General features: G+C 73.5%; 11 protein-coding genes and 1 rRNA gene. 6 read left to right on the forward strand and 6 right to left on the reverse strand.

Annotation, left to right across the window (positions count from 1 at the left end; translation table 11 throughout):
* Positions 1–71 (forward strand): 5S ribosomal RNA (gene rrf, locus QSK52_RS39710); the annotation flags it as partial.
* 79 nt (positions 72–150) lie between these two features.
* Positions 151–1035: a phosphatase PAP2 family protein gene (locus tag QSK52_RS26725; RefSeq protein ID WP_285738720.1), complete on the forward strand. Its 885-nt coding sequence runs from the start codon at positions 151–153 to the stop codon at positions 1033–1035.
* Positions 1036–1061: 26 nt separating this feature from the next.
* Here QSK52_RS26725 and QSK52_RS26730 read toward each other — a convergent pair whose 3' ends face one another.
* The 6 genes from QSK52_RS26730 to QSK52_RS26755 form a co-directional block, all read right to left on the reverse strand.
* Entirely contained in the window at positions 1062–1931 is an 870-nt protein-coding gene (locus tag QSK52_RS26730; RefSeq protein WP_285738721.1) for an ArsR family transcriptional regulator, read from the reverse strand.
* Positions 1932–2065: 134 nt separating this feature from the next.
* Complete coding sequence (locus tag QSK52_RS26735) at positions 2066–3082, reverse strand: ABC transporter permease (protein WP_285738722.1); 1017 nt, start codon at positions 3080–3082, stop codon at positions 2066–2068.
* Positions 3079–3972 (reverse strand): ABC transporter ATP-binding protein, encoded by an 894-nt coding sequence (locus tag QSK52_RS26740; protein ID WP_285738723.1) that lies wholly within the window; start codon positions 3970–3972, stop codon positions 3079–3081. Before QSK52_RS26740 ends, QSK52_RS26735 begins: the two co-directional genes overlap by 4 nt.
* On the reverse strand, positions 3969–4358 hold the full coding sequence (locus QSK52_RS26745) for a GntR family transcriptional regulator (protein ID WP_285738724.1): 390 nt from the start codon (positions 4356–4358) through the stop codon (positions 3969–3971). The genes QSK52_RS26740 and QSK52_RS26745 overlap by 4 nt, the downstream gene beginning before the upstream one ends.
* Before the next feature lie 179 nt (positions 4359–4537).
* Entirely contained in the window at positions 4538–5092 is a 555-nt protein-coding gene (locus QSK52_RS26750) for an acetate uptake transporter (RefSeq protein WP_285738725.1), read from the reverse strand.
* 278 nt (positions 5093–5370) lie between these two features.
* On the reverse strand, positions 5371–7920 hold the full coding sequence (locus QSK52_RS26755) for a SpoIIE family protein phosphatase (RefSeq protein ID WP_285738726.1): 2550 nt from the start codon (positions 7918–7920) through the stop codon (positions 5371–5373).
* Between the two features lie 356 nt (positions 7921–8276).
* Between QSK52_RS26755 and QSK52_RS26760 the strand changes: the two genes are divergently transcribed.
* The 4 genes from QSK52_RS26760 (at position 8277) to QSK52_RS26775 (ending at position 17557) form a co-directional block, all read left to right on the forward strand.
* On the forward strand, positions 8277–12899 hold the full coding sequence (locus tag QSK52_RS26760; protein WP_435053377.1) for a HAMP domain-containing protein: 4623 nt from the start codon (positions 8277–8279) through the stop codon (positions 12897–12899).
* Positions 12900–13101: 202 nt separating this feature from the next.
* Positions 13102–13737, forward strand: a complete 636-nt coding sequence (locus QSK52_RS26765) for a response regulator (protein WP_285738811.1) — start codon at positions 13102–13104, stop codon at positions 13735–13737.
* Positions 13738–13857: 120 nt separating this feature from the next.
* Entirely contained in the window at positions 13858–16542 is a 2685-nt protein-coding gene (locus QSK52_RS26770) for a DNA translocase FtsK (protein WP_285738727.1), read from the forward strand.
* A gap of 157 nt (positions 16543–16699) precedes the next feature.
* The gene (locus tag QSK52_RS26775; protein ID WP_285738728.1) at positions 16700–17557 is read left to right on the forward strand and encodes a helix-turn-helix domain-containing protein; all 858 of its coding nucleotides are present in this window, start codon (positions 16700–16702) and stop codon (positions 17555–17557) included.
* Positions 17558–17632: the final 75 nt, after the last annotated feature.

Raw genomic sequence — 17632 nt, forward strand, 5'->3', positions numbered from 1 at the left:
CGGAAGCTAAGCCTCACAGCGCCGATGGTACTGCAGGGGGGACCCTGTGGGAGAGTAGGACGCCGCCGAACAATCTTTCAGAGAAAGCCCCCTGACGGGATGTCAGGGGGCTTTCTCGCGTTTCCGGGGCACTGCGGGTAGCCTGCGCGAATGCAGAACCTGACGTTGACGTGGCAAACCTCGGCCGGTGCCTCCGCGGCGCTGTACGCTGCGGCGTTCGCCGTCAGGAGGGGGGTGGCTCGGCGGGCCGCGGGGGAGGTGCGGCGGCGTCGGGCGGGGACGGCGGCGGACGTGCTGCGGGAGGCGGGGACGCTGCTGGCGTTGTTCGCGCTGTGGCAGGTGGTGGGGCACCTGTCGTTGATGGGGACGGACCACGCGCTGGAGCGGGCGCAGTGGATCCACCGGACGGAGGGGGATCTCGGGCTGCCGGACGAGGCGTCCTGGCAGCGGGCGGTGGTGGGGCACCCGTGGCTGGTGCAGGGGGCGAACTACTACTACGCGACGATGCACTTCGGCGTGATGCTGGTGGTGCTGATGTGGCTGTTCCTGCGGCACCGGGCGCGGTACGCGTGGGTGCGGACGACGGTGGTGGCGACGACGGCGGTGTGCCTGCTGATCCAGTTCGTTCCGGTGGCGCCGCCGCGGATGCTGCCGGGGAGCGGGTTCGTGGACCTCGCGGAGCAGTACGGGCAGTCGGTGTACGGCAACGCGGTGGCGGGGGTGGTGGCGGACCAGCTGTCGGCGATGCCCTCGGTGCACGTGGCCTGGTGCGTGATCACGGCGGTGGCGGTGGTCTCGGTGGCGCGCGGGCCGTGGCGGTGGCTGATGGTGCTGCACCCGGTGGTGACGGTGTGGGTGGTGGTGGTGACGGCGAACCACTTCTGGGCGGACGGTCTGGTGGCGGTGGTGATCCTGCTGACGGTGTACCTGGTGCAGGCGGCGGTCTCGGGGTGGCGGCAGCGGGACGGCCGGGCGGACGGGGCGCCGCGGGACGTGGTGGAGGAGCGGGAGCGCAGCGCGGTGCGGCAGGGCTGAGGGCGGCGGCGCGGGAGGGTGGTCGGTCAGCCGGGCTGGGCGGAGAGCAGGGCCTCGGCGAGGGCGGTGCGGTAGTAGCGGCCCGCGGTGCTGGTGGCGGCGACCAGGCGGGCGTCGAGCAGGACGGTGAGGTGGTCGTCGACGGCGGCGGGGCTGAGGCCGGTGCGGGCGGCCAGTCGGGCGGTGTCGCGCGGGCGGTCGAGCTCGGCCAGGAGGGCGGCGCGGGCGCTGCCGAGCAGCCGGCCCAGGCTGGCGGGCGGGGTGCGCGGGCCGGGGACGGGGGCGGCGGAGACGGGGTAGACGACGGCGAGGCGGCTGTGTGACGCGTCCGGGAGGAGCCAGCCGTGGCGGGCGCTGGTGGGGACGAGGAGCAGTTCGGTCGCCGGGCGCGGGGGGAGGTCGGGGGCGGTGAGGCGGAGGCGGCCGTCGGGGAGCCAGCGGTGCTGCGGGCCGAGGTGGGGGAGGGCGGCGGGCCAGCCGTGGCGGGCGGCGCGTTCGCGGCGGGCGGTGAGGTCGGTGCGCAGGGCGTGCAGGCGGGCGGGCCATTCGGGACGGACGACGTGCTGCCACGTCCAGTCGAGGAGGTCGGCGAGGGCGGGCGGCAGGTCGGTGGCGGTGAGGTCGAGCAGGCCGGGGTCGGCGTCCGGGTCGGGGACGGGCAGGTGCAGGGCGGCGGGCCAGTCGGACGGTCGGCGGTCGGCGAGCCAGGCGGCGGAGTGCGGGGCGGCCGCGAGGTGGGCCCGGAAGGCGGGCTGGTGGGTGGCGAGCCAGTGGCGGCGCCAGGGCTCGGGGCGGATCTCGGCGAGGATGCCGACCGCGGCGACCGTCTCGACCAGGGGTGAGAGGGCGAAACGGCACGCGGCGAGGCACTCCGTACCGACCAGCCAGTGACCCATCCGTCCCCCTCCGCACGCAGACAGTAGCAACCGGAGGTGAACGGGGCAGGGGAATGCGGGAGGTGCGGGGTGGACGGGAGGGGCGGTCGGAGCGGAGCGGCTCGGTCCGGCCGCCGCTCCCGCCCACCCCGCGGTCAGCCGAGCCGGCGGCGCAGGCCCCAGGAGGTGAGGGCGGCGAGGGCGGCGGCGAGGGCCGCGTAGAGGCCGGTCTCGGCGAGTTGGAAGGTCCAGTAGCGGTCGGCGGGCTGGTAGTCGACGGCGACGTACAGGTCGGCCCGGGCCACGCAGGAGCCGTCCGGGGGGAGGGGGCCGGAGCTCGGGCAGGGCAGGGAGGCGAGGGTGAGGACGCGGCCGGTGGCGTCGCGCGCGGGCTGCGGGGTGTGGCCGGAGAGCACCCAGCCGTCGGGGACGTCGAGGACGGCGATCATGCGGGAGTCCGGGCCGAGGCGGCCGCCCGGGGTGTCGAAGCCGGCGAACGAGCCGTGGCGGGTGGGCCCCTTGCCCAGGGCGACCAGTTCGTGGACGGGCTGCTGCAGGTGCGGGCGGACGGCCAGCGGCACCAGGACCTGGACGGCGGTGAAGACGGCCAGCGTGACGGCCATCGCGGCGAGGGTGCGGCGCAGGAACAGGCCGGTGCAGGCGCCGAGCGCGACCGCGAAGGCGGCGTAGCCGAGCGGGACGAGGCCGCGGAGGTCGAACAGCAGCGGCTGGAAGCGGTCGTGGTCGAAGCGGTCGAACGGGGCGGCGTACCAGGTCACCAGCAGGCTGAGCAGGCCGGTGGTGAGGACCGCGGCGGCGGTGGTGAGCAGCAGCTTGGCGGCCAGCCAGCGGCCGCGGGGGACGCTCTGGTTCCAGACCGTCCGGTGGGTGCCGGTCTCCAGTTCGCGGGCGATCAGCGGGGCGCCCCAGAACGCGCCGATCAGCGCGGGGGCGAGCAGCACGAGGGCACCGGCGGCGAGGTAGGCGTTGCGCCTGCCGGTGATCACCTGCTCCAGGTCGAAGCACCGGTCGATGCCGCAGTCGGTGGGCAGGCCGTGGATCTCGTGGCGCAGCCGGAGGCCGTCCACCAGCAGGTAGGCGGCGGCGAGGGCGAGGAGGGCGGCGGCGGTGAGGAACTGGGCGCGGTGCTGGCGCCAGGTCAGCCAGGTCATCGTTGCGGCTCCGGGACGGGGCGGGGGTCGGCGGGCGCGGACTCGGACGGGTCGGACATGTAGTGCAGGACCAGGTCCTCCAGGCCGAGCGGCTCCATCACCCAGGACGGGTCGTCGACGGGGGCCGCGGCGCGGACGGTGAAGGTGCTCTGGCGTCCGGTGTGCTCGGCGTGCAGGACGCGCATCCCGGCGGGCAGGGTGTCGGCGTCGCGGCGGGCGGTGGTGAGCCGGAAGTGGGTGGCGAGCAGGTCGTCGATGCCGCCCTCGGCGCGGACCCGGGAGTCGGCCAGCACGACCAGGTGGTCGCAGATCCGTTCCAGGTCGGAGAGCAGGTGGGAGGAGAGCACCACGGTGGGCTGCGGTTCGGACTCGGCGACGAACTCCATCAGGCCCTGCAGGAAGGCGCGCCGGGCCAGCGGGTCGAGGGCGGCCACCGGCTCGTCCAGCAGCAGGAGTTCGGGTCGTTTGGCGACGGCCAGGGCGAGGGCGAGCTGGGCGCGCTGGCCGCCGGAGAGCCGGCCGGCCTTCTGGGCGGGGTCGAGCCCGGCCTGTCGGACGCGGCGCTCGGCGAGGGCGGCGTCCCAGCGGGGGTTGAGCCGGGCGCCCATCCGCAGGTGGTCGCTGACGGTGAACGTCGGGTAGAGCGGGGTGTCCTGGGCGACGAAGCCGACCCGGGCGAGCTGGCCGGGCGGGGCGCCGAACACCTCGACGGTGCCGCTGGTCGGGGTGAGCAGGCCGCAGGCGAGCTGCAGCAGGGTGGACTTCCCGGCGCCGTTCGGGCCGACCAGGCCGACGACGCTCCCGGCCGGGACGCTCAGCGTGCAGTCGGTGAGGGCCGGGCGGCGGCCGTAGCGCTTGTGCAGCGCCCGGGTTTCGACGATCGCGGTCATCGCTCCTCTTCGGTGGGACTTCGGACGGTCTGGCGGAACAGCGCCTCGATGGACTCCTCGTCCAGTCCGGCGGCCCGGGCGGCGGCCAGCCAGCGGGCCAACTCCCGTCGCAGCGGCTCGTGTTCGGCTGCCGCGAGGGTGCCGAGGGTGCCGCTGACGAAGGTGCCGACGCCGGGCCTGGGCGAGACGAGTCCTTCGTTCTCCAGCTGGCGGTACGCCTTGAGCACGGTGTTGGGGTTGATCGCGACCTTCGCCGCGACCTCCTTGACCTTGGGCAGCCGGTCCCCCTCGGACAGCAGGCCCAGGCGCAGGGCCTGCCGCACCTGGTGGACCAGTTGCAGGTAGGGGGCGACGCCGGACCGGGGCTCGATGTGGAACTCGATCACCGCAACCTCATTTATCTAGGTTCCTAGCACTATAGAACTGAAGGGCCGTCAGCCCTGTCAAGTGAACGACCGCGAGCGGGAGTTGACCTGCGGACATGCCGGAGCCCGGGCGCCGTGGGGGTGGCGTCCGGGCTCCGGGACGGGCGGTGGTGCGGCAGTGCGGTGGTGCGGCGGTCCGACTACTTGACCGGCAGGGCGACCTTGCCCCAGCGACCGCCGGTCAGCTCGGCGGTGGCCGAGTACCAGGCGGCCAGGCCGGCCACGGCGGCGACCCAGCCGCCGACCTTGCCCCAGCCGGAGGCGTCGCCGAACGCCCCGATGGCGCTGAGCACCAGGGAGACGGTCAGCAGGCCGTAGACCGCGCGGGTGAGCAGGCCGGCGCCCCAGGAGGCGGCGGTCAGGGTGAGCGCCAGCAGCGCCCACAGCAGCAGGAACAGGCCCGCGGTGTTCTTGCCGGCCGGGCCGGCCGCGGCCCAGGTCGCCCAGAAGGCGCCCAGGGTGGTGAACGCGGTGCCGCTGAAGCGGTCGCCGCCGCGGAACTGCCACAGGCCGGCGACGAACAGCGTCACGCCGCCGACCAGGTGCGCCAGCGAGGAGGCGCCGCCGGCCGAGGTGCCGCTGAGGACACCCGTGCCGAGCAGGCCGTACGCCAGCAGGGTCAGACCGAGGGCCAGGTAACCGAGCGGACCCGCGTCAGCGGATCGGGCATTCGCCCCGGAGGCTTCGTTGCTCACCGGAGGCTCCTTTCACTCTGCGCCAGGGCATGGCGGGATCACGGTGAAGGGTGGGTGCGTGCGAGGTGGTGCCGGGTGCCGGGTCGTGGGCGCACCGAAGGGAGGGTGCGGCGGCTGCGGCGAATGAGAGAACCGACGGCGCGGCCGCCGGTCATGCCCTCCGGGGTGGAAGCCCCCGGTGCTTACGGTGTACCCGGCGGCCCGGTTTTGTACCCTTGTGAATCACGCAGAATGAGCAAGTGTGAGCAAACCGTGACCAGTTCGGGCGGCCGTTCCGGTCAGTTCCGGCGCTGGGTCGGAATGCGCAGCGTCAGGATCGCCATGTCGTCGGACGGCGGCTCGGGCGCGAAGCGCTCCACCGCCCGGTGCACCCGGGCCGCGACCGCACCCGCGGTCAGGCCCGCGCAGCCGGTCAGCACCTCGACCAGGCCCTCGTCGCCGAGCATCCGGCGGCCCTCCCGGCGCTCGGTCACGCCGTCCGTCACGCACAGCAGCACCTCGCCCGGGGCCAGCACCAACTCCTCGGCGGTCAGGTCGAGTTCGTCCATCACGCCGAGCAGCGGCTGCGGCGAGGCGGCCTGGTCGACCTGGCCGTCGGTGCGCAGCCGCAGCGGCAGCGGGTGGCCGGCGCAGACCAGCGACAGCGCGGTCGAGCCGTCCTCGCGGGGCGTCAGCTCGCCGTACAGCAGGGTCAGGAAGCGGGCCCGGCTGCCCTCCTCCAGGATCGCCGCGTTCAGCCGGGTCAGGACCTGCGGGGCGCTCAGGCCCTCGCGGGCCAGCAGGCGCAGCGAGTTGCGGGCCAGGCCGGTGACCGAGGCGGCCTCCGGGCCGGTGCCGCAGACGTCGCCGATCGCGAAGCCGTAGGTGCCCTCGCGGATCGGGAACAGGTCGTAGAAGTCGCCGCCGACCTCGTTGCCCTCGCCCGCGGCCTGGTAGAACACCTCCACCTCGACGCCCGGGATCTTCGGCAGCTCCGGCGGCAGCAGGGCGCGCTGGAAGGCCTGGCTGGTGGCGGTGCGCTCGGAGTACAGGCGGGAGTTGTCCAGGGCCAGGGCGGCCCGGCGGGAGAGGTCCTCGCCGAGCTCCAGGATCTCCTGGCGGAACCGGACGCCGCGCCGGGTGCCCAGCACCAGCAGGCCGATCACCCGGTTGCGGGCGGACAGCGGCAGCACCACCGTCTCGCCGAGGTCCGGGCCGACCGGGTGCCCGAGCGCCCGGGCGGTCTCGGCGGGCGCCGTCCACGGGCGGGCCCCGGGGCTGGGCACCGCCTCCGGGGCGGGGGACTTGTCGAGCAGGGCGCGCAGCGCGTCGATCCGGTCCTCGTCCTCGTGCAGCACGAAGGCGAGTTCGGCGCCCGCCGTCACGTCCGGGGTGGTGTAGACGGCGCACCAGGAGGAGAGCGTGGGGACGGCCATCTGCGCCATCAGGGCCAGTGTCTGCTCGTGCTCCAGGGTGCCGGCCAGCAGGTCGGAGGCCTCCACCAGGAAGGACAGCGAGCCGCGCCGCAGCCGCTCCAGCTCGCTCAGCCGGGCGCTCTCCAGGGCCAGCGCGATCCGGTCCGCGGCGAACTGCAGCCGCAGTGCGTCCTCGTTGTCGTAGCGGCCGGGGGCGGCCGCGGCCACCCCGAGCGAACCGGTCAGGCGACCCTCGACCTTGAGCGGGACGGTGATCAGCGAGCGCAGGTCGGTGCCGTCCAGCAGCGGGGCAGCGCCGGTCGGGCGGACCGCCAGGTCCTCGTGGACGGCGGGCAGCCGGGCCGAGTCGAAGCGGCCCGCCCCGGCGTCGATCGGCAGCCGGGAGAAGCGCCGGGACGGCCCGGCCAGGCCGGTGGCCGCGCGCAGCTCGAACTCGGTCTCGTCCTCGCTGGTGAGCAGCAGGTAGGAGGCGTCGGCGTCCAGCAGGTCGCGGGCGCGCTCGACGATCCGCTGCAGCAGGCTGGACAGGTCGTCGGGGGAGACCGGCCCGACCAGCAGGTCCAGCGGCTCGACGGCGGTGGTGGCGCCCTCCACGGCGGCGCCGGGCGTGCCGGGGGTGCGCAGCACCGCGCGGTCGGCCTCCCGCACCAGCAGGCACAGCACGGTCGGGGTGCCGCCGCTGTCGCGCAGCCGCACGTGGGTGCCGTACACCTCCTGCACCGCGCCGTCGCCGCCGCGCACCGCGTACGAGCCCTCCCAGCGGGCCAGGCGCAGGGTGTCGCCGAGGCCGAGGCCGGGGGTCTGCGGCCAGACGGCCAGCTCGGCCCAGGGGCGGCCGAACACGGCGTCCGCGGGCCGGTGGAAGAGCGACTCGGCGTCGGCGTTCCAGTGCCGGACCCGCCCGTGGTCGTCGAGCTGCACCACGGCGACCCGCACCGGCCCGTCCGCGGCCGGCAGCTCGCCGCCGGGCAGGCTGGGCAGCGCGTACCGGGTGCCGGGGTGCTGCTCGGGCAGGGCCAGGCGGAACCAGACGGTCTTGCGCCCGGCCGCGTACTCCACGCCCCAGCTGCTGGACAGCGCCGAGCACATCAGCAGGCCGCGGCCGCCCTCGCCGTCCGGGTCGGCGTACCGCTCGGAGTTCATCGTCACGTTGGCGAAGGAGGGCAGGCCGCGCTCCGGGTGCCGGTCGCTGACCTCGATCCGGACGGTCTCCTCCTCCTGGAGGCAGACCACCTCGGCGGCCGTCCCGGCGTGCACCACCGCGTTGGTGACCAGCTCGCTGACCAGCACCACGGCGTCGTCCACCACCTCGGGCACGCCCCACCCGAGCAGGGCGTCCCGGACGAAGCCGCGGGCCGCGGCGGCCGACCGGTCGACCGGTTCGAAGGTGGCGGCTGTGCGCGCGGTGACCACGGCCACGTCTCCTCTGCTGCTGGTCCGACGGAAGGTCGGGAAGCTTGCGGGCGGTGCGGCGGACGCGGTGCGGCCCCGCCCAGGCCCGGTGCGGCCCTCCACCCTACTTTCCGGTTGGTACCCAGTGGGGCCGGGGCGCCGAAACAGGCCCCTGGGAGTGATTTCGTTCACCACTTTCCCTGCTCGTCGAGAAAACCCTCCGCAACCGGTCCGACACCGGGGACGGGTCCTGCCACACTGGGGGGTCCGCGTGCCGTCACCGCCGCAGTACGGTCGAGGGGGACGGCGCGGGAGCGACGGCCGGACGCCTTCTCCTCCCGCGGCGGTGAACCGAGTCAGGACCTGGGAGGGCCCCGTTGAGTTCGGCGACCAAGGACGTGTCCGGTACGACGACCGCCGCTGCGCGCGGCGCCCGCCCGGTGCCGCCGTCGCGGGCCGGCGGCGGGCGGCGCCCTGGCCCGGGGCGCGGCGCGGAGCCCGCGGAGCTGCGCAAGCTGCTGACCGCGCTGACCGCGATGCGGGACGGCAACTTCCGCCGCCGGCTGACCTTCCCCGGCGACGGCCTGCTGGCCGAGATCGCCGCGGTGTTCAACGAGGTCGCCGACCGCAACCAGCACCTGACCGGCGAACTGGCCCGGGTGCGGCGGGCGGTGGGCCGCGAGGGTCGGCTCTCCGAGCGGCTGGAGAGCGGCGTCGGCGAGGGCGCCTGGATGGCGGCCGTCGACAACTGCAACGCGCTGATCGACGACCTGGCCCGGCCGATGGCCGAGGTCGGCCGGGTGCTGTCCTCGATCGCCGAGGGCGACCTGACCCAGACCATGGAGCTGCGCTCGCTGCACACCACCGGGGCCAGCTACCCGCTGCGCGGCGAGTTCCTGAAGGTCGGCCGGACGGTCAACGGCCTGGTCGACCAGTTGTCGGAGTTCACCGACGAGGTGACCCGGGTGGCGATCGAGGTCGGCACCGAGGGCAAGCTCGGCGGCCAGGCCCGGGTGCGCAGCGTCTCCGGCTCCTGGAAGGACCTGTCGGACTCGGTCAACACCATGGCCGGGCGGCTGACCGCGCAGGTGCGCAACATCGCCGAGGTGACCACCGCGGTGGCCCGCGGCGACCTGTCGCGCAAGGTCACGGTGGACGTCGACGGCGAGATGCTGGAGCTGAAGAACACCGTCAACACCATGGTGGACCAGCTCAACTCCTTCGCCGCGCAGGTCACCACGGTGGCCCGCGACGTGGGCACCGAGGGCCGCCTCGGCGGCCAGGCGCAGGTGTCGGGCGTGGCCGGCGTGTGGCGCGACCTGACCGACTCGGTGAACTTCATGGCGGCCAACCTGACCGCGCAGGTGCGCAACATCGCCGAGGTGACCACCGCGGTCGCCAAGGGCGACCTGTCGCGCAAGATCGAGGTCGACGCGCGCGGCGAGATCCTGGAGCTGAAGAACACCATCAACACGATGGTCGACCAGCTGTCCGGCTTCGCCGAGCAGGTCACCCGGGTCTCCCGCGAGGTCGGCACCGACGGCATCCTCGGCGGTCAGGCCCAGGTGCCCGGGGTGGCCGGGGTCTGGAAGGACCTCACCGAGAACGTCAACTCGATGGCGAACAACCTGACCAGCCAGGTCCGCGGCATCGCGCAGGTCACCACCGCGGTCGCCAAGGGCGACCTGTCGCAGAAGATCCAGGTCGACGCCCGGGGCGAGATCCTGGAGCTGAAGAACACCATCAACACCATGGTCGACCAGCTCTCGGCGTTCGCGGACGAGGTCACCCGGGTCGCCCGGGACGTCGGCACCGAGGGCATCCTCGGCGGCCAGGCCAGCGTGCCCGGGGTCTCCGGCACCTGGAAGGACCTCACCAACTCGGTGAACCTGATGGCCAACAACCTGACCAGCCAGGTGCGTTCGATCGCCGAGGTGACCACCGCGGTGGCCCGCGGCGACGTCTCCAAGAAGATCACCGTCGACGCGAAGGGCGAGATCCGCGAGCTCGTCACCACCGTCAACACCATGGTCGAGCAGCTGTCCGCGTTCGCCGACGAGGTGACCCGCGTCGCCCGCGAGGTCGGCACCGACGGCATCCTGGGCGGCCAGGCCCGGGTCTCCGGCGTCTCCGGCATCTGGCGCGACCTGACCGACAACGTCAACCTGATGGCGTCCAACCTGACCAACCAGGTCCGCAACATCGCCGAGGTCGCCTCCGCGGTGGCCCGCGGCGACCTGTCCAAGAAGATCGCCATCGACGCGGCGGGCGAGGTCGCCGCGCTCGCCGACACCCTGAACACCATGGTCGACCAGCTGTCGGCCTTCGCCGTCGAAGTGACCCGCGTCGCGCGCGAGGTGGGCACCGACGGCATCCTGGGCGGCCAGGCCAGCGTGCCCGGCGTCGCCGGGATCTGGAAGGACCTGACCGAGAACGTCAACCTGATGGCCAACAACCTGACCGGCCAGGTCCGCAACATCGCGCTCGTGATCACCGCCGTCGCCCGCGGCGACCTCTCGCAGAAGATCGACGTGGACGCCCGGGGCGAGATCCTGGAGCTCAAGACCAGCATCAACACCATGGTCGACCAGCTCGGCGCGTTCGCCGACGAGGTCACCCGGGTCGCCCGCGAGGTCGGCACCGACGGCCGCCTCGGCGGCCAGGCCCGCGTCCCCGGCGTCGCGGGCACCTGGCAGGACCTCACCGAGTCGGTGAACGAGCTGGCCAACAACCTGACCCGGCAGGTGCGCGCGATCGCCCAGGTCGCCACCGCCGTCACCCGCGGCGACCTGTCGCCGCGGATCAACGTGGACGCGTCCGGCGAGCTCGACGAGCTCAAGGACAACATCAACCAGATGATCGCCAACCTGCGCGAGACCACCCGGACCAACAAGGAGCAGGACTGGCTCAAGTCCAACCTGGCCCGGATGTCCGGCCTGCTGCAGGGCCGCCGCGACCTGTCCGCCGTCGCCTCGCTGATCATGAGCGAGCTGACCCCGGTGGTCTCCGCCCAGCACGGCGCCTTCTTCCTCGCCCAGCCGGCCGGCCGGGCCGCCGAGCTCGTCACCGAGGACGACGACGAGAACGACGTCGTGCTGCGCCTGATCGGCAGCTACGGCTACCACCGGCGCACCATGCCCACCACCTTCCGGCTCGGCGAGGGGCTGATCGGGCAGGCCGCCGTGGAGAAGCGGCCGATCGTGCTGAAGGAGACCCCGCCCGGCTACCTGAAGATCTCCTCCGGCCTCGGCGAGTCCTCCCCGGCGCACGTGGTGGTGATGCCGGTGCTGTTCGAGGGCCGACTGCTCGGCGTGATCGAACTCGCCACCTTCTCCAGCTTCACCGCCGTCGCGCTGGACTTCCTCAACCAGATCGCCGACCAGATCGGCGTGACCGTCAACACCATCTCGGTCAACACCAAGACCGAGGGCCTGCTGCTGGAGTCCCAGCGGCTGACCGCCGAACTCTCGATGCGCTCCGCCGAGTTGGAGGCCCGCCAGGAGGAGCTGGAGCGCACCAACGAGGAGCTGCAGGAGAAGGCCGAGCAACTCGCCCAGCAGAACCGCGACATCGAGATCAAGAACAGCGAGATCGAGGAGGCCCGGCAGATCCTGGAGGAGCGCGCCGAGCAGCTCGCGCTGGCCTCCCGCTACAAGAGCGAGTTCCTCGCCAACATGTCGCACGAGCTGCGCACCCCGCTCAACTCGCTGCTGATCCTGGCCAAGCTGCTCTCCGACAACAACGAGGGCAACCTGTCGGCCAAGCAGGTCGAGTTCGCCGAGACCATCCACGGCGCGGGGAGCGACCTGCTCCAGCTGATCAACGACATCCTCGACCTGTCCAAGGTCGAGGCGGGCAAGATGGACGTCCGCCCGGCCCGGATCGCGCTCGTCCAGCTGGTCGACTACGTGGAGGCCGCGTTCCGGCCGCTGGCCGCCGAGAAGAACCTGGACTTCGCGGTCCGGGTCTCCCCGGACCTGCCGGTCACCCTGCACACCGACGAGCAGCGCCTGCAGCAGGTGCTGCGCAACCTGCTCTCCAACGCGGTGAAGTTCACCGACGCGGGCGCGGTCGAGCTGATGATCCGCCCGGTCGCGGGCCAGGAGATCCCGCAGCACGTGCGCGAGCAGCTGCTGGAGTCCGGCACCATGGCCGACCCCGACGAGCCGCTGATCGCCTTCTCGGTCTCCGACACCGGCATCGGCATCCCCGGCAACAAGCTCCGCGAGATCTTCGAGGCGTTCAAGCAGGCCGACGGCGGCACCAGTCGCAAGTACGGCGGCACCGGCCTGGGCCTGTCGATCAGCCGGGAGATTGCCCGGCTGCTCGGCGGCGAGATCCACGTCGAGAGCGAGATCGGCCGCGGCTCCGCCTTCACCCTCTACCTGCCGCTGCGCAGCGAGGGGCCCGAACCGGTCACCCTGGAGCGCGCGGGCGCCCCGCGCGCCCTCGAAGCCCCCCGCACCCCCGCCGAGCAGTGGACCCAGGAGGCCCGCGGACTGGTCGAGGAGCGCCGCCGCTCCACCGTCGAGCGCCGCCGCCCGGCCGAGACCCCCCGCCCCGCCGAGGAGACCGTCCCGCGCCAGGGCGAACCCGCCCGCCCGGCCGGCGCCCCGCCCCGCTTCGACGGCGAGCGGGTCCTGATCGTCGACGACGACATCCGCAACGTCTTCGCCCTCACCAGCGTGCTGGAGCAGTACGGCCTGACCGTGCTGTACGCGGAGAACGGCCGCGAGGGCATCGAGATGCTGGAGCACAACGAGGACGTCGCCCTGGTGCTGATGGACATCATGATGCCCGAGCTGGACGGCTACGCGACCACCGAGCACATCCGCCGGATGCCCCGCTTCTCCGGCCTGCCGATCATCGCGCTGACCGCCAAGGCGATGAAGGGCGACCGCGAGAAGAGCCTCCAGGCGGGCGCGACCGACCACATCACCAAGCCGGTGGAGACCGACCACCTGCTGGCGGTGATGCGCCAGCACCTGCCCGTCAGGTGACCGCCACCCGCGGGGGCCCGCTCCGGCTGGCCCCCGCGGGCGGGAACCCGGTAGGGTCACCGGTCGTTGCCAACAGTGACCGGACGGTGACGCCCGGCACCGGGCCTGTGGCGGGCGAGGGGGTACGGCTAGCATGACCGGGGCAGTGATGGGCGGTACGAAGGTGCCGGCCCTCGGGAAACAACCGGCAGGAGGGCGGGTCCTGGTGCAGAAGGCGAAGATCCTCCTGGTCGACGACCGTCCGGAGAACCTGCTCGCCCTGGAGGCGATCCTCTCCGCGCTCGACCAGACCCTGGTGCGCGCCTCCTCCGGCGAGGAAGCGCTCAAGGCCCTACTCACCGACGACTTCGCGGTCATCCTGCTGGACGTCCAGATGCCCGGCATGGACGGGTTCGAGACCGCCGCGCACATCAAGCGGCGCGAGCGGACCAGGGACATCCCGATCATCTTCCTGACCGCGATCAACCACGGCCCGCACCACACCTTCCGCGGCTACGCGGCCGGTGCGGTCGACTACATCTCCAAGCCCTTCGACCCGTGGGTGCTGCGGGCCAAGGTCTCCGTCTTCGTCGACCTGTACCAGAAGAACACCCAGCTGAAGGAGCAGGCCGCGCTGCTGCGCCTGCAGTTGGAGGCGGGCGCCGAACCGGCCATCGGCGGGGCGCTGCTGGGCGAGCTGTCGGCCCGGCTGGCCGCGGTCGAGGAGCAGGCCGAGGCGCTCACCAAGCAACTGGAGGCGGGCTCCGACGGCGGCGCCGCGGCGACCGCCGCGCACCTGGAGCGGAAGATCGCCGGCCTGCGCGGGGCCCTCGACGCGCTGCGCCCGGGCTCCGGCTGACGGGCCGCCAGGGTCCTCCGTCCGGGTGATTCCCGGGCGGCTGACGGCGGGTCGGCGACACAACCCGCCGAAGTGCGCCCGCGCATGTCCGCGGCCCGGGCGCGCCGGTAGGCTGCCCCCATGGCCACACGAACGCCCGGAAGCGCCGCCGCACGCACGAGCAAGCCCGGGCCGGCCAAGGGCGCGCCGGCCAGGAAGGCTCCGGCGAAGAAGGCCGCGCCCGCCAAGAAGGCCGCGGCGAAGAAGGCCGCCCCGGCCAGGAGGGCGGCCCCGCCGCCCCCGCCGCCCCCGCCGAAGCGGCCGATACTCTTCCGGGCCGTCCGGGCGCTCTGGCTGGGCCTGGCGCACTCGGTGGGCGCGCTGTTCCGCGGCTTCGGCCACGGCGCCCGCAACCTGCACCCCGAGCACCGCAAGGACGGGGTGGCGCTGCTGCTGCTGGCGCTCGCCCTGGTGACCGCCGCCGGGACGTGGTTCAGCCCGCAGGGCTGGCTCGGCGAGGCCGCCACCAACGTGGTCTCCGGCCTGTTCGGCCGGCTCGACGTGCTGGTGCCGTTCCTGCTCGGCGCCCTCGCCGTCCGGCTGATGCGCCATCCCGAGGTGCCGGAGGCCAACGGCCGGATAGCGATCGGCCTGAGCACCCTGGTGGTCGGCGTCCTGGGCCTGGTGCACATCGGCTGCGGCGGCCCCGCGATGGGCGCGGGCGCGACGAAGATCCGGCAGGCCGGCGGTCTGCTCGGCTGGGGCGCCTCCACCCCGATGATGGCCGCGGCGGGCCCGCCGCTGGCCGTCCCGCTGCTGCTGCTGGTGGCGTTCTTCGGCCTGCTGGTGGTCACCGCGACCCCGGTCAACCGCATCCCCGAGCGGCTGCGGCAGCTCGGCGTGCGCCTGGGCGTGGTCGAGCCGCTGCCCGGCGACGAGGTCCTGCAGGACGCCGACCCGGCCACCGGGGAGCGCGCGTACTCCACCGCCCCGCCCGAGGACGCCGACCCGGACGCGCTGCCGATCACCGTCGAGAACGACGAGCTCTCCGCCCGCCGCAGGCGCCGCCGCCGCAAGGCCGAGGAGCCCGGGGGCACGGAGCCGACCGAGCCGCTCTCCCTGGAGAAGGACCCGTACCAGACCCGGGACCTGGCGGCCGGGGTGGCCGCCGACCTGGACGGCGCGCTGCTGTACGGCGTGCCCGGCTCGCCCGCGGTGGCCAGCATGGTCGGCCAGGTCAAGGACAACACGGCCCCGCCGGAGGAGCCGTGGACGCCCGAGGTGCCCGCCGCCCGGGCCGCCGACGCCCCCGAGGGCCACGGCGCGGCCCCGGTGCGGATGGAGCAGCTCCAGCTCTCCGGCGACATCACCTACGCGCTGCCCTCGCTGGACCTGCTGGAGCGCGGCGCCCCGGCCAAGGCCCGCTCCCAGATCAACGACGACGTGGTGGCCCAACTGACCGGCGTGTTCGCCGAGTTCAAGGTCGACGCGCGGGTCACCGGCTTCACCCGCGGCCCGACGGTGACCCGCTACGAGGTCGAGCTCGGCCCCGCCGTGAAGGTTGAGCGGATCACCGCGCTGGCGAAGAACATCGCCTACGCGGTGGCCACCCCCGACGTGCGGATCATCTCGCCGATCCCCGGCAAGTCCGCGGTCGGCGTGGAGATCCCGAACCGGGACCGGGAGATGGTCACCCTCGGCGACCTGCTGCGCTCGCGCGCCGCCGCCGAGGACGGCCACCCGATGGTGGTCGGCATGGGCAAGGACGTCGAGGGCCACACCGTGATGGCCAACCTGGCGAAGATGCCGCACGTCCTGGTGGCCGGCGCGACCGGCGCGGGCAAGTCCTCCTGCATCAACTGCCTGATCACCTCGGTGCTGGTGCGCGCCACCCCCGACGAGGTCCGGATGGTGCTGGTCGACCCCAAGCGGGTCGAGCTGACCGCGTACGAGGGCATCCCGCACCTGATCACGCCGATCATCACCAACCCGAAGAAGGCCGCCGAGGCCCTCCAGTGGGTGGTGCGCGAGATGGACATGCGCTACGACGACCTGGCGGCCTACGGCTTCCGGCACGTCGACGACTTCAACGCCGCCGTCCGGGCCGGCACCGTCCAGCCGCCGCCGGGCAGCGAGCGCGAGCTGACGCCCTACCCGTACCTGCTGGTGATCGTCGACGAGCTGGCCGACCTGATGATGGTCGCCCCGCGCGACGTCGAGGACTCGGTGGTCCGGATCACCCAGCTGGCCCGCGCCGCGGGCATCCACCTGGTGCTGGCCACCCAGCGCCCCTCGGTGGACGTGGTCACCGGCCTGATCAAGGCCAACGTGCCGTCCCGGCTGGCCTTCGCCACCTCGGCGATGGCCGACTCCCGGGTCATCCTCGACCAGCCCGGCGCCGAGAAGCTGATCGGCAAGGGCGACGCGCTGTTCCTGCCGATGGGCGCCTCCAAGCCGGTCCGGATGCAGGGCGCCTTCGTCACCGAGGCGGAGATCGCCAAGGTCGTCCAGCACTGCAAGGACCAGCTGACCGCCCGCTACCGGGACGACGTGGTGGTCGGCGGCGGGCCGAAGAAGGAGATCGACGAGGAGATCGGCGACGACCTCGACCTGCTGATCCAGGCCGCCGAGCTGGTCGTCACCACCCAGTTCGGGTCGACCTCGATGCTCCAGCGCAAGCTGCGGGTCGGCTTCGCCAAGGCCGGCCGGCTGATGGACCTGATGGAGTCCCGCGGCATCGTCGGCCCCAGCGAGGGCTCCAAGGCCCGCGACGTCCTGGTCAAGCCGGACGAACTCGACGGTGTACTGCTGACCCTCCGGGGGTAGACGGCGGGCGGTCGCGGGGCCGGGGGCCACCGTGACCGCCCGTCAACTTCTGTTGCGAGACTGTGGCACGTTCGGGCCCCCTCCGGTTGAGAAACGTTCCGTCCCCACCCCTAGACTGGTGCCTCAGCAGGTGGCCTCCGCTCGAAAGGCGTGCCCAGTGACCATCGGCAAGTCCCCCCGCCGCTCCGCCCCCGACTCCTCCGCGCCCGTTCCCGCCGAGGAGTCGAGTCGTGCCGCCACCGGCGGGCCGAGCATCGGGCGGCAGCTCGCCAAGGCCCGGATCGACGCGGGCCTGACGGTCGACCAGGTCAGCACCCGGACCAGGATCCGGGTGCCGATCGTGCACGCCATCGAGTCCGACGAGTTCGAACGCTGCGGCGGCGCCTTCTACGCCCGCGGCCACCTCCGCCTGCTGGCCCGCGAGGTCGGCCTGGACGGCGAGGCGCTGGTCGCCCGCTACGACGCCGAGCACGGCGGGCCCGCGGCCCGGCCGACCGGGCCGCTGCTGGACACCGGCCCGATCAAGGTCCGCGACCACAACCGGCCGAACTGGACCGCCGCGATGGTCGTCGCGATCCTCGCCGTGGTCGTGCTGATCGGCTACAACCTGGTCGGCTCCTCGTCCTCCGGCGACCAGCCCGGCGCGGCCAGCGCCCCGCTGCCCTCCGGCGTCTCCGCCCCGGCCACCGGCTCGCCGTCCGCGCAGCCGCCCGCCCCCGAGAGCAGCGTCGCCGCGATCGCCGCCGCGCCCGCCGACAAGGTCACCGTCAAGCTGGTCGCCGGGGCCGACAAGAGCTGGGTCACCGCCAAGGACGGCAACGGCAAGTCGCTGTACTCCAACAACCTGGAAGCCGGCCAGGACCAGACCTTCACCGACCCCAAGAAGATCACCCTGGTGATCGGCAACGCCGGGGCCGTCCACCTGTTCGTCAACGGCAAGGACCTCGGTCCGGCCGGTCAGGACGGCCAGGTCGTGCACCTCACCTACACCCCCGGCGACCCGCAGGCGGGCTGACACCGGGCCCGATCCGCCCGCCGCGGCAACGCGCACGCCCTCCGGGGGGAACTCCACCGGGGGGCGCGCGTTAAT

The sequence above is a fragment of the Kitasatospora phosalacinea genome, assembly GCF_030268885.1.
Taxonomy (GTDB): domain Bacteria; phylum Actinomycetota; class Actinomycetes; order Streptomycetales; family Streptomycetaceae; genus Kitasatospora; species Kitasatospora phosalacinea_C.

What these genes read in the sequence shown, in the direction of transcription:
- QSK52_RS26740 (WP_285738723.1), bottom strand. Translation starts at nt 3,972, where the DNA reads ATGACCGCGATCGTCGAAACCCGGGCGCTGCACAAGCGCTACGGCCGC.
- QSK52_RS26730 (WP_285738721.1), bottom strand. Translation starts at nt 1,931, where the DNA reads ATGGGTCACTGGCTGGTCGGTACGGAGTGCCTCGCCGCGTGCCGTTTC.
- QSK52_RS26770 (WP_285738727.1), top strand. Translation starts at nt 13,858, where the DNA reads ATGGCCACACGAACGCCCGGAAGCGCCGCCGCACGCACGAGCAAGCCC.
- QSK52_RS26735 (WP_285738722.1), bottom strand. Translation starts at nt 3,082, where the DNA reads ATGACCTGGCTGACCTGGCGCCAGCACCGCGCCCAGTTCCTCACCGCC.
- QSK52_RS26725 (WP_285738720.1), top strand. Translation starts at nt 151, where the DNA reads ATGCAGAACCTGACGTTGACGTGGCAAACCTCGGCCGGTGCCTCCGCG.